At 43.9% G+C, this 12647-nt stretch carries 11 protein-coding genes; 2 read left to right on the forward strand and 9 right to left on the reverse strand.

From position 1 onward, the window contains the following. Nucleotides 1-283: 283 nt before the first annotated feature. Nucleotides 284-1945 carry a dihydroxy-acid dehydratase gene (gene ilvD / locus MsAc7_RS03985; protein WP_338103295.1) on the forward strand — a complete coding sequence of 554 codons (1662 nt, stop codon included), beginning with the start codon at nucleotides 284-286 and terminating at the stop codon, nucleotides 1943-1945. 254 nt (nucleotides 1946-2199) lie between these two features. On the opposite strand, the gene MsAc7_RS03990 is transcribed toward ilvD, so the two are convergent. The 7 genes from MsAc7_RS03990 to engB form a co-directional block, all read right to left on the reverse strand. Next, a complete protein-coding gene (locus MsAc7_RS03990) occupies nucleotides 2200-2997 on the reverse strand; it encodes a proteasome assembly chaperone family protein (RefSeq protein ID WP_338103296.1) in 798 nt (265 codons plus the stop codon). Nucleotides 2998-3167: 170 nt separating this feature from the next. Beyond that, entirely contained in the window at nucleotides 3168-3362 is a 195-nt protein-coding gene (locus MsAc7_RS03995) for a nucleolar RNA-binding Nop10p family protein (RefSeq protein WP_338103297.1), read from the reverse strand. Between the two features lie 199 nt (nucleotides 3363-3561). Next, the gene (locus MsAc7_RS04000) at nucleotides 3562-4359 is read right to left on the reverse strand and encodes a translation initiation factor IF-2 subunit alpha (protein WP_338103298.1); all 798 of its coding nucleotides are present in this window, start codon (nucleotides 4357-4359) and stop codon (nucleotides 3562-3564) included. A gap of 190 nt (nucleotides 4360-4549) precedes the next feature. Then, the gene (locus tag MsAc7_RS04005) at nucleotides 4550-4903 is read right to left on the reverse strand and encodes an RNA polymerase Rpb4 family protein (protein WP_338103299.1); all 354 of its coding nucleotides are present in this window, start codon (nucleotides 4901-4903) and stop codon (nucleotides 4550-4552) included. 40 nt (nucleotides 4904-4943) lie between these two features. Further along, nucleotides 4944-5240: a 50S ribosomal protein L21e gene (locus tag MsAc7_RS04010; RefSeq protein ID WP_338103300.1), complete on the reverse strand. Its 297-nt coding sequence runs from the start codon at nucleotides 5238-5240 to the stop codon at nucleotides 4944-4946. Between the two features lie 369 nt (nucleotides 5241-5609). Next, complete coding sequence (locus tag MsAc7_RS04015; protein ID WP_338103301.1) at nucleotides 5610-6995, reverse strand: tRNA pseudouridine(54/55) synthase Pus10; 1386 nt, start codon at nucleotides 6993-6995, stop codon at nucleotides 5610-5612. A gap of 37 nt (nucleotides 6996-7032) precedes the next feature. After that, on the reverse strand, nucleotides 7033-7653 hold the full coding sequence (gene engB, locus MsAc7_RS04020) for a GTP-binding protein EngB (protein WP_338103463.1): 621 nt from the start codon (nucleotides 7651-7653) through the stop codon (nucleotides 7033-7035). 137 nt (nucleotides 7654-7790) lie between these two features. Here engB and MsAc7_RS04025 point away from each other — a divergent pair, with 137 nt between their 5' ends. Next, nucleotides 7791-8651: a Nif3-like dinuclear metal center hexameric protein gene (locus MsAc7_RS04025; protein ID WP_338103302.1), complete on the forward strand. Its 861-nt coding sequence runs from the start codon at nucleotides 7791-7793 to the stop codon at nucleotides 8649-8651. 277 nt (nucleotides 8652-8928) lie between these two features. Here the strand turns inward: MsAc7_RS04025 and MsAc7_RS04030 are convergent, their stop codons facing one another. After that, nucleotides 8929-10377 (reverse strand): right-handed parallel beta-helix repeat-containing protein, encoded by a 1449-nt coding sequence (locus MsAc7_RS04030; RefSeq protein WP_338103303.1) that lies wholly within the window; start codon nucleotides 10375-10377, stop codon nucleotides 8929-8931. Nucleotides 10378-10707: 330 nt separating this feature from the next. Next, nucleotides 10708-12354: a sodium:solute symporter family transporter gene (locus MsAc7_RS04035; RefSeq protein ID WP_338103304.1), complete on the reverse strand. Its 1647-nt coding sequence runs from the start codon at nucleotides 12352-12354 to the stop codon at nucleotides 10708-10710. Nucleotides 12355-12647: the final 293 nt, after the last annotated feature.

A 12647-nucleotide genomic window follows, 5' to 3' on the forward strand; every position in this document is an offset into this window, starting at 1 on the left:
ATGGCAAACACAATTGCTGTAATATTATTTGCAGATATACTATATCGTAATATACGATATTACGATATAGTAAATTAGAATTAATAACCACTACATTTCATATTTAATCTAAATATTCTAAATGCTTTTATAGAACGGTTTATATTTACATTTTTTATGAATGACATTCTGTCATCCGTTTTAGTTTCATTTATTATTTCAATCTAAATTTCAATCTAAATTTTAACTTCAATTTCCTTTAATTTTAATTTAATTCTTCAAAAAATCATGTTTGGTGGACAAAATGATCAGCGACAACATAAAAAAAGGACCGCAGCGGCTTCCGAACCGGTCTCTTTTAAAAGCGCTCGGGATTACGGATTCTGAAATGGGACGCCCGTTTATTGCGGTGGTAAATTCCAAAAACGACATCGTTCCCGGACACGCTCATCTGGACAAAATCGCCGACGCCGTCAAAGCCGGCATTCGAAATGCGGGCGGCGTTCCGTTTGAATTCCATACGATCGGCGTCTGCGACGGGATTGCCATGGGGCACACCGGTATGAAATACTCGCTGCCGAGCCGGGAACTGATTCAAGACACAATTGAAGTGATGGTCAAGGCGCACCAATTTGACGGGATGGTGTTAATTCCGTCCTGCGACAAAGTTGTTCCGGCGCACTTGATGGCTGCCGGCAGTTTGAATATTCCGTCCATTGTGGTGACCGGCGGTCCGATGATGCCCGGATTTACCGATGACGAATCCAAAGACTTAATTTCCACATTTGAATTTGTGGGCGCCGCAAAAAGCGGGCAATTCACGGAAGCCCAAGTTAAAAACATCGAAGATTGTGCCTGCCCCGGTTGCGGTTCCTGCGCCGGCATGTTTACCGCAAACACAATGGCGTGTATCGCTGAAGCGATGGGACTTTCCCTTCCGGGATGCGCAACGGCGCCGGCGGTGGACGCTAAAAAAATTCGGATTGCAAAAGAATCGGGAGAGCGGATTGTCGAACTGGTAAAAGCCGGTGTCACCCCGCGAAAAATTGTCACCAAGGATTCTTTTGAAAACGCGATTATGGTCGATATGGCCATTGGCGGCAGTACCAATACAGCCCTTCATTTGCCGGCCATTGCACACGCTTTTGACATTAACTCAGGTCTTGGTGATTTCGACCGCCTCAGCAAAAGCACGCCGCATTTGATTTATTTGCGGCCGGCCGGTCCGAATTTCATGGTTGATTTTGACCGGGCGGGCGGCATTTACGCCATTTTCGAACGCCTCGGCGACCGCGTCAAAGGAAATGAAATGACCGTCTCCGGAAAAACAATCGGTGAAAACGTTAAAAATCTGGTTTTAGCGAACCCGAAACTGAACAAAAAAATCATTCAAACCGTCGATCATCCGATTCACGCTGAAGGCGGCATCGCTGTTCTCAAAGGAACGCTGGCGCCGGATGGATGTGTTGTCAAACAAGCGGCGGTGAGTGAAAAGATGATGAAGCACACCGGTCCGGCGCGTGTCTTTGACGGCGAAGAGGAAGCGATGACGGCGATTATGTCGGGAAAAATCAAGGACGGCGATGTGGTCATCATCCGTTACGAAGGACCCAAAGGCGGACCCGGCATGCGCGAGATGTTGTCACCGACCGCCGCGATTGCCGGCCTTGGTTTAATCGAATCAGTCGCGCTTGTCACCGACGGACGTTTTTCCGGCGGAACCCGCGGCCCGTGCATCGGCCACGTTTCTCCGGAGGCTTCGGAAGGCGGCCCGATCGCGTTTGTAAAAGACGGCGATGTTATTGAAATCGATATCAAAAACCGGATTTTGAATTTGAAAGTCGATGAAAAAACAATGACAGAACGGCGAAAAACGCCGGATATCGTTGAAAAACCGGCCACGGGCTACCTGAGAAAATATAAAAGAATGGTACGTTCGGCGAACACCGGCGCCATTGTTGAATAAAAGTTTAATCAATTGAAAATCAAATGCCGATGATGACAAGCTTTTCTGAATCGGTGATGAACCCTATGAGTCCTGAGGCATATTGATTTTCAGATACAGTTTTATAAATTCATTTTATTGTGTTCGTTTTGAGTTTATGGAAAACTTTCCAAAAGCGTCAATACCACCTTTCCAAACCGACAAAGAAAAGCGCTTTTAAAAAGAGAAAAAAGGAAGAGAAGACGAAAGGAAAGAGAAAGAATGGTTTTCGGCGTTTAGCCGAAGTAAACCAAATCATCGTCTGCAGACGGTTCATACGGACCGCTGCCTTCATCATAATCCCCGTCTTCGCCAACGGCGGAGTCTTTGAGCTTTTCGACAATTTTCTCCATTTCACGGATTTTTTCATCCAAAGCGGTTGAGTCAACATCAATTTCAAGAATATTAGACAACTTCTCAAGAAGGATTTTGGAACTTTTCGGGTCGGCGATGTATCCGGAAGTTGTTCCCATCAAACAAGCGGCGTCAATCCCGCAAAATTGAGAAAAAGCCAAAATTAAACCGGAAGCTCCGACAATTCCACCCGGCGGCTCGGAGGGTTTGAACTCAATCCCTTTTTGAGACAGATTGTCAATCATCAGCGGATTATTGACAGCGCCGATGACATAATCTTCCGAATTTACCATGCCGGTCGGATATCCGCCCAATGTGAAAATCCGCCGGACACCGAATTTAGCGGCAATGTTGATGTAAAGTTCACATAAATTGTAGTGGCCGGACGTGTCCGAGCTTTGGGAGTCGCCAACCAAAATTAAAAGATCCAAATGACCGGCGCGGGCAACATAAATTTGATTGCCGACCAACTTGATGGTACTGTCCTTTTCAACCATGACCTGAGGCGGAAAGTGGGCCGAATAAATATCCACGATTTTCTTAGACTCCAAAACTTCAACCAAATGGTCCGCCACAAACTTGCCGACATGACCAACCCCGGGAAGCCCAACAATCATGACGGGATTTGTTAAATTCAAAACATCTTGCTCATAATGGTAAACAACAATATTTTCCTTCATAAAAAAATCCTCCGAATGATGCATTAAGTGGCATCTGATGTGCATTTCAATCTCTGACACAACTTCGAAATACACGGCATAAAATCATTCATCAGTCCGTACACTATATTATATAATATTCTAAATAATATTAAAATATTTTTATATTAAAGTGTCTTGTACGGCGGAAATTATCGATTGACGTCCTCTTTTCTGTTTCTTTGATACGCCCGATAAAGACGGCGATATTTTCCATAGCGGTCATTCGAAGAATAAGTTGCGGGTTTCGGACTTTGGCAAACAAATCCGCAATCCGGACAACCGGTCAAAAGCGTATATCGTCCACAATTGAAACATTTCAGAATCTTTTTTCCCAAAACGATCACGACCTTGGAAGTGCTCGGAACAGATTATAATCCATATTTTTGCATTGCTGCAGATGTTTTAAAATTATATTTCAAATGATAAGACCCCAATATAAATACACCAACTTCGGAATATTAAATAAGAGATATAATCTTAAATCATTCTTATAACTATATTTTATTTAAATATATCTGCCGCAAAAAATTAAAACGATTCCGATTAGGATTTAACCGATTCAATGTGCCGGTTAAAGATGCCGCTTCCGCCGTTTTCCGTCATGTATTTAATAGAATTTGTCGACGCTTTTTTCAGAACGGATTCCGCCTTTTTATAATCCGGCGCAACAACACGGATTCTGTACCGCGGAGATCCGACATAAGTGACCTCAATGGTCGCATCCGGCTCATCGAGTTCTGCCGCTGCTTTTAAAGCGTCTCGAATGATTTCAACGCCGTTTGGAGCCATGGATGTTAAATCCACATAGCCGGCGATTTCGACAAACGCATCTTTAATATTTTCACGAGCGACATGAACGATGGATTTCGTCATCTTTTTATCAATGCCCATGCCGTCAAAAACAGATTCACCGCTGACAGCGGCTTCCTCAAAGGCTGAATAAGCACTTCCGAACTCGGAAACAAAGAAATAGTAAAGATCTTCGATGCTGTCATTTCCAAAACCGGCGGATTCCGCCGAGATTTGAAGCCATTTTTCCGCTTTTTGTTCGTTTTTCCACAGCTGAATTTTTGTCCGTTTTTGATGTTCGTTGACATCCTTTAAAGACAAATCAATGTGACCGCGGTTTTTGTCAATGTTTAAAACCTTACAAACAACCTTTTGCCCTTCGCGAATGTAGTCGCGGACATACTTCACCCAACCGGCTTTGATTTCGGAAATGTGAATAAATCCTTCTTTGTTTTTGTATTCTTCAAGCTCGACATAAGCGCCAAAATCTGTCACGTTCATGACGTTACAGACCACATAATCGCCGACTTCCGGCCAATCGTTACTTTTCATGGAAAATCACCTTAATCATTCAGATGAAATGAATAGAGACTACTCAGATATAATGGTTCCCAAAAGAAGGGCATAAACCTCTTTCAAAAACGGAATACAGAATGGACAAAACATAAAAATGTAAACAATACAAACGAACCGGATCAAAAAAGAAAAAAGGGAAAAGAAAGAGAAAGGAAAAAGAGCGGGCTTACAGATATTGCCGAACGGCGTCTAAAATGGCGTCCAATTCTTCTTCTTTGAGCGTGAATTTCTCTTTGGCGTAAATTGATCTTAATTCGTCGCGCGATTGCGGCAAAATGTCCGTGATTCGAACAGCGATGACCGGCTTCATTTTCTCAAATTCGAGAAGTTTTCCAACCAGTTCTTTCGCGTCATCGGCGCTCAATTTCGCAAAGATTTCAGCGTGAGACAGTGCTTTTCTGAACTCGTAAACTTGTTCTTCGTCACTCTCTTCCCGCCGTTCTTCCATAATTTGGGTGAGCATTTCCTTGACTTCCGCCAAGGTTAAAAACTCCTCATTCAGAACTTCTTTGACAATCATTTAAGCGCTCCGGAATTTTGATTAATTTTAATATTCGCCATTAATATTTCTGCGGTTTTAAGTGCTGAGGAAGGGAAATGACTTGTTTCATGGAATTTCCATCTCTGACGCTTAAAACATAGGCACGGCCTCTCTGACCGATGACTTTTCCGGTCGAACCCTGAAACTTCGGGTTCGGGTGGCCTTTTTGAAGGCTTGCGTCAATATCGATGTGAACCATTTGACCGTCTTCAAATTCCTGAATGGCGCGGCTCGGCGCAGAAGTTCCTCTCTCGCGAATCGAGTTCTTTAACTTGTATCTTGTGCAGCGTCTTTCGCCGCTTGATTTTGATGACATTTAATTTTCCTCCGAAAATTGGTAATTGTAAATTGAATTTGTGATTGTGAAATTAAATAACTTTAAGAACGGTTTATTTGTCCGATAATCGTTCGGTAAATATTGATTTTGAATAAATTAAATTTAAATTGCGCATCAAATTAATTCATTTTAAGTCGTCATTTAAATTGGAACTTTACCCATGAATAAATATTTTGATATATTAAGCTTATCGACAGGAAGGAATGAACAATAGCATCCAACATTAATAAATATACCGTTTTTAAAAGGCATATAAATTTTTAAATTGTGTGAAATCCGATAAACAAGAGAATCCAAACAAGATAAAATCGGATGCTGAGAAGACCGGAAAAAAATTCATTTCCGGAATTAATCCGCCGCCTCCAAATCAACATCGATGACATCCAATTCTTCCACTTTGGCGCCGACGTCCAAAAGTCCCGCGATGCTCGGCGTTGTCCTTCCTTCGTCTCCGGAAGTCAATTCTTTGACATAAAGTCCGCCGTCGCAAAAAATTCGAACATAAGCCACGCAGCTTTCAACCACACTGTTTTCCGCCGGATTCGGATTGTTGGTTCTGTTCTTTTTGTCGCCCATCTGTTCCAAAATAGCGGTATGAACGGTCCGGTTGCGGCACAAATCCGCCCGGCGGTGCAGCACACGGTTGGGCGTGTCTTGATTGATTTCCGTCTCGTGAAGCTGCAAAAGCGCATGATTTAAATGATCTTCCGTCACCGGCGATTCGAATCGGATTTTAAGGCGGTACGTCTTTTTTGCTTTTTCACCTTTTAACTTCTCCACCAAATCTTTGCCGCAAAAGGTAAGGCCGTGTACTTCAATTTTTCCGGCGTTTGTATCATTGATTTCTTTTTCCAGTGCCGCCAAATCGAATTGTCGATGCTTGGGAGATTTGGCTTCCATGACAAACGGCCGCCCCGTTCCAAGCATCAACGCGTCGATGTCCTCCCGTCCGGCGCCATGAAAAACAACATCATACGCTTCTGCATATTTCGAACTCAGGAGCGGGAGCCCTGCAAGCTCGCCGACGGATTCTTGGTACTGTTTGCCGGTCCCGCCACAGCTGTCGCAACCGCGTCCGCCGCACTTTCGGCACGGCCATTTGGTTTGCGGGATTCCGCGCACCAATTTCAAGTAGCGTCCATAAATATAAACGGAACGCACATCGATTTGCACTTCTTTTTTGGCGATGTCAAATGTAATCATCATATCGGGATTGGAAAAGGCGACATCCTTCCCGGTTTTTTTGGAAATAATTTTTCCGATTTCACGGTTCAGCTCGCTCTTCAGCTGTTCGGCGTAAGCCGTCCCGCATGCTTCCCATAAAATTTCCTCATTTTCGCTGAGAAGACCGCTTAATTTGGTGCCGACCAAAAGCGTCGAATAATCGATGCCGTCCAGTTTTGAGACCGCCATATCCGCCCAAAAATCCAAATTCTTGAAGATATCGCCGCAAACCCAACACTTCTCCTGCGCCGGCAGATCCGTCCGCGCTTTGGCGGCAAAGAGCGTCTTGTTGGCATTTGCATTCGAGGGCGCCAACTCTTCAAGAAGAGCGGGGTCCGCGGTTTCTTTAAAGAGGCGGTCGCCTTCCATCGCGAAAAACAATTTGACTGCCTTTCCACGTTCGTCATTGGAAAGCCCCGTGGACAACTTCGCGAATTGCCGGCCCAAACAGTGGTCGCATACCGGTCCTTCGGCTAAAATTAATTTAGAAACTTCAAATATATCTGCCATCTATTTCCCCTTACCTATTTTGTCCAATTGATATCTGTCATCTGAAATATTTGAATAAATCGTCCCGTCTCATTTTGTGGATTTCATTTTTTAAAGTCGAAGTCAGCGGGCGGATTTGATCGTCGCGGGCGGAGACAGGCGCAAGCAAAAGACCGCTTTCTTTCCACGGCGCCGCATAGCCGAATTTGAGAGCGATTTGGTCCAGCATGTCATTGATTTCCTCTTCTTTGACTTTGTCCATTTTGTTAACGGCCACCACCGGCAAAATATTCATTTCCAACAGGAAAGAATGAAGTTCCAAATCAATCGGAATTTCGTCGCGCGCGTCCCATCGTTCGACAATTTCCAAAAAGGCCGGCCCGTCGATGACTTGAACCGCCATTTTTATCCGTCCGGCATGGTCTTCGATGTAACGGACAATATTATTTTTAACGTCTTCCGCTTTTTCTTTGGTGACGCCCGACATAAAACCGAATCCGGGCATATCGGTAATGAGGAAATCATCAAAATAAAGATGAATCGGCTTTAATGTTACACCCGGGCGTTTTCCGGTCCGCACGTTTTGACCGGTCAATTTATTGAGAAGCGTGGATTTGCCGACATTGGAACGGCCGGCAAAAATGATTTCAAAGGTAACCGCATTGTTTTTCTGCTCCATTTTTTGAACCGACTTTTGCTGCTCGCGGGCGCGCATTTTTGCCAGATTCTTTTTTTTCTTAACGTCGTGTTTGACTTTTTGAGAGGTAGCGGGCGGCGGTGACATAAAGATTCCTGAAATGAATGAGTTGAATGATATTGAAATTAAAAATTATTCTTTTTAATGGATTTGATGTGTGCATGAATATTGTCATCTTCTATTTAAAGGATGCAGACATTTTCTTCCTTATGAATCAGAAAGATTTGACGGAAATTTTAGAAACCATTGCGCCACCTGAATTGGCCCATGATTTTGATGCCGGGCGAATCGGCCTTGTTATTGACTTGCTTTATGAAAAGAACCGGCAAATCCGCCGTGTGGCCGTTGCGCTTGACGTCACGAAAAACGTACTTAAAAAAGCGGCGGAATTTAAAGCTGACATTTTGATTTGCCATCACACGCCGATCTTTCACGCGGTCAACATCATCAATCAGTCGCTTGCGGAAAAATTAAAAATTATTTTTGACAACAACATTTCCGTCTACGCGATGCATACAAATTACGATGATGCTGACGGCGGCATCAATTCCGTTTTAGCAAACCGTCTGGGTTTGAAAAATTGTGAGCGTTGCGATGCGGGAATTATCGGAAACGTCCCGGCGCAATCCGCTGACGAGTTTTCAAAATTTGTGGCCGCTTGTCTGAAAACGCATTTGGTATACGCCGGCGACAACGTCATCAAAAAGGTTCTCATTTGCGGTGGCAGCTGTTTTAACAAAACGTCTTTGGAGATTGCTAAACAAAACAATGTAGACGCGTTCATTTCATCCGAATTGAAGCACAGCGACGTGCTTCGGGAACGCGGCCATATGACTTTAATTGACGCCGGACACTACGCAACCGAAAATCCGGGGATGGAAGAACTGGGGGACAAGATTCAAAAGTTGGCGGCGGAAAAATTCAATGAAAAGTTGGACATTTTGTTCATTGCGGATGACCCGGAATTGAAATCGATATGATTAATATGATATTTTGAGAGATGTGAAGTCAGAACCGTATTTGGAAAATCGGTTCTGATTCACACTGATTTCTGGACAAATTTTGGAGTTATTTTATGGATTTATTGTCGATTTTTTGTTGACTTCCTCCTTTTGTTTTTGAGTTTAATTTTTAATTATTGAAAAGGGATGGCGAATGGAGAACGGATTAAAATCTGTTTTAAAATCTATTCTTAAATTAATTTTCAAATCAATTTTCGAATCCATTTTTGAACCAATTTTTGAACCAATTTTCGAATCAGCAAGCTTCAATCCACATAATCAAAGTTCCTTCCCGGTTTCCGGTGTCTACGTAATCGGACGGAACTTTCAAAACAACATGGCTGGTTTCACTGGTTCCTTTTAAAATTGTTTTCTCAAAATCCGACCAGAATTCGTCGTCAATCCAAATTCCGTTCTTGTAAAGGGAATCGGAAGATTCAGTTACTTCAGCCGTGACAATGACATGGCAGTTTCCGCTGTTCGTAATAATCATTTCTTTGGGCGCGCTCGTTTGCCCGACGGACAAATCGCCAAAGTCCAAAGAATCGATGGAGAACGAGACGGAAAGAGATGGAACAATGGTTGCGTTTAATGAAATGGAACCGCTTGTTTTGCCGCCGGTTCCACTGCCACCGCCATCGTCTCCGCCGTCGTCCCCGCCATCATCTCCGCTGCCGGAACCGGTTCCAATCGTGTAGGATCCGATCGAATGCAAGAGCGGATTTTGGTCGCTGTATCGGGTCAAAATCGCGCAAGCTGAATCCCCGATACCATCGCCGTTGGCGTCAGCGCCGGAATAGTCGCTTCCCCAATAGTTGCCGGGTTTTCCGGTCCAACTGTTGCTGCCGTACGACAAAGTCATGCTGTCCAAAGCGTTAAAATGAACAATTGCCGGTGCGGTTCCGTAAACGTCCACATTCTTGTTATTGCTATGGAGATCGTTTAAGAAAATGGAATTGTTTTCACCGACATTGTACAGATAAACTCCTTTTTGAGAATTTCCGGAAATGGTATTTTGAATGATGACGACGTCATGTGTGTCAACGCGCCAAAGCCGGACAGCTTCTCCATTGTTGTTTTGGATTTTGTTGTTTTCAATGAGAACGTTGCTTGAGTTTTCAACGCAAAGAATTCGGGCGGTGTTTCCGGCACCCGAAAGTCCGGAAATGGTGTTTCCGATGATTTTTGAATCGTTGCTTTTCACATAAACGGCGTTTGTAAACCCGCTCATGTTTCGAACAACGTTGTTTTGAAATGTGACATTGTCTTTGAACAGCTTGATGCCGTCCGAATGTGTCAGTCCGTCAAAAATACAATCTTTGATCACCGCGTCGGTTGCATTGGTTTGCAAGTTGATGCCGTTTGAGCCGTTGAAAACGGTCACATTTTGAAGAACAAATCCTTCTTTTTTCGGAAGGATTGAAAAGCCTCCCAGGTCCAAAATAACGGATTCTTTATCTTCGCCGGAAATTGTAATGGATTTTCCGACGCTGATATTGGCGGTTGACGCATAGGTTCCCGGACGGATGAGTAAAATGTCACCGTCAGAAACGCTCGAATTGGAAGCCGCCTGTGCCAAGTTTGAAAAATCGGGTGCATTTCCACCGACTGTCCAGGTTTTAGCCGCAGCCGACCCGGTCAAAGCAAACAACACCAGAAAGGCAACCAGAAGTGCTTTTCCGAGTAAAATTTTTGAATTTTTCATTGTAGATTCCTCCTGTAAAAACGAATCTCTGAGAATTCGTTTCATTTTGCAGCTGAACAAGCCGGCTTTTGCTGCAAAGAAGGAAATAATTTGGAGGTTTATATCGCTTCGTTTTTTTTCAAAATCGATAAGTATAAATGGTGCATAATTTAAAAAAGATAAAATTTAAAAAAATAAAAACAAAACCAAACAAAGCAAAAATAAAAACAAAAATAAAAAATAAAGCAAAAACAAAAGCAGCAGACAAAACATGAAAAACAAAAATATAAATCCAAATCTGAAAAAACAGATTCGGATGAATTCCATTCAGTTAATTTTCATTAAACGTGATTATAATTCGCTTCTCTCTTTTTCAAGATTGACTTCAAGTTCCGGCCACTTGAGTACTTTACCATCGGAATCTGTCAGCGGAAGCGGCGGATGGGACTTTTGCGTGAGCATAGAAACGATGAACATTGCCAATCCGGAGAAAATCCATGGGACAAACGTGAAGTAAATTTCCCAGGTAGAATCGTCCGGCACGATCACAATCGTTCCGGCTTGAACGGATAAGTAGATACAACCCAAGATGGAAAAGCTGATTCCGACAATCATGGAAGCAATGCCGCCCGGAATGTTCGCTTTTTTCCAAAAGAGGCCGCAGACGACCACCCAAAAGAGGCAGGCAAAGAGGAGCGTAAAGCCGAAAATCATCAAATCGTAAAGATTGACGGCCAAAAAACTGATACCGATACAGAAAACACCGATGATGACCACCAAAAACTTCGTCATTCGAATAGCCTTTTTGTCATTTAAAATGGATTCTGAAGAATCTTTGTTGCCGACAGATCCCGGGAAAAGAACGGTTGAAATCACAGCGGCCGACGCGAAAATGGTAGAACTGGACGTGGACATGATAGCCGCCATGAGCGACCCGACGAAGATGGCCATCGGAAGCGGATGGAGCAGTTTTTGGGCCAAAAGCGGTACCAAAACTTCGGCATCGTTTGATAAGATTCCGATTTCAATGCTTGAGAAAATACCAAGCTGCGTCATCACAATTCCCAAAAGGCCGATAAAAATCGGACCTAAGCCCGCAACCCAGTAGAGGGCTGATCCTGTTAAAAGACCGCCGCGGGCAGCATTTTCATCACGGGCGCAAAGAACGCGTTGGGTGATATCCAGTGATGCGAGACTTCCCAGACCCATACCGCACCAAGCCGCCATCCAAACCAGAAACCCTTTCAAAGTCCGGGTGATTCCGCTCGGATGGTCAGGATCAGACGATGGGAAAAGCGTCCAAAAATCGTTTGGCGTATTGTCTTTGACAATCGAAAGTCCGGAAACCAGGTTATCTAAGTTAACCGTGAAATCGGAATTGCCGCCGGCCGCAATATAACAGACGGAAGACGGAATTAAAACCATCAACCCCAAAATAATGATAGCTGCCTGAATGTTGTCGGTCCAAATGACTGCAAGCATGCCGCCCATATAGGTATAGATAATGACGATGCCGCCGGCCAAAATCATGCTCAGTGCCGGAGACATACCGATAAAAAGAGAAAGCATTTTGCCGATGGCCACCATTTGAACGGCGGTCCAGGCGATGAGTGTGGGAACGGAAAGGATAGAAGCAACATAAGCGCCGCGTTTTCCAAAGCGGATGCGGTACATTTCACCGAGTGTTCCAATTTTCATACTCAAAAGAATCGGAACCATAAAAATGGCCATGATAATTAAGGTAACACCGGATGCCCAGGGATCTGCAACGGTGCCGAGGTTATAAGATGTGTAAGCAGCGCCTGCGCCACCCATGACGGTGCCGCCGCCCCAGAATGTTGCAAAAATCGTTCCGCCGATTAACAGAGCGCCAACGTTTCTGTTTGCGACCAAATATCCCTTTGACGAGGAGGTACCGACTTTTTGAGTCAAAAACCCGACAACCAACATCAGTATCAAATAAAGAGCAATAACAATAACTTCTATCCCAATTTCCATAATTTCTCAAATGTTACAGTAAATTTATCATATTAAAGTTAACGTTTCAACAAAAAATTTGCTGCGCGAATTTTTCAGGGGCGGTGCAGCAAGTTAGCGCCAAGTTTCGTTTAAAAATTCCTCGCTTCGCTCGGAATTTTTCAAAGGCGGAGGGAGTCTGTTTCCAAGAAGTTCGCTTCGCGAACGGCTCCCTTCGGTCGCTGCGTGTTGTTTTTTTCGGACGAACGCCGCGCGCGTTATGGCGACACATTTTTGAAAACTTTTAAACAAAATCATTCCCCGTTTTTGGAAAC

The organism is Methanolapillus millepedarum (assembly GCF_032594115.1).
In the GTDB taxonomy this organism is placed as follows: Archaea; Halobacteriota; Methanosarcinia; order Methanosarcinales; family Methanosarcinaceae; genus Methanolapillus; species Methanolapillus millepedarum.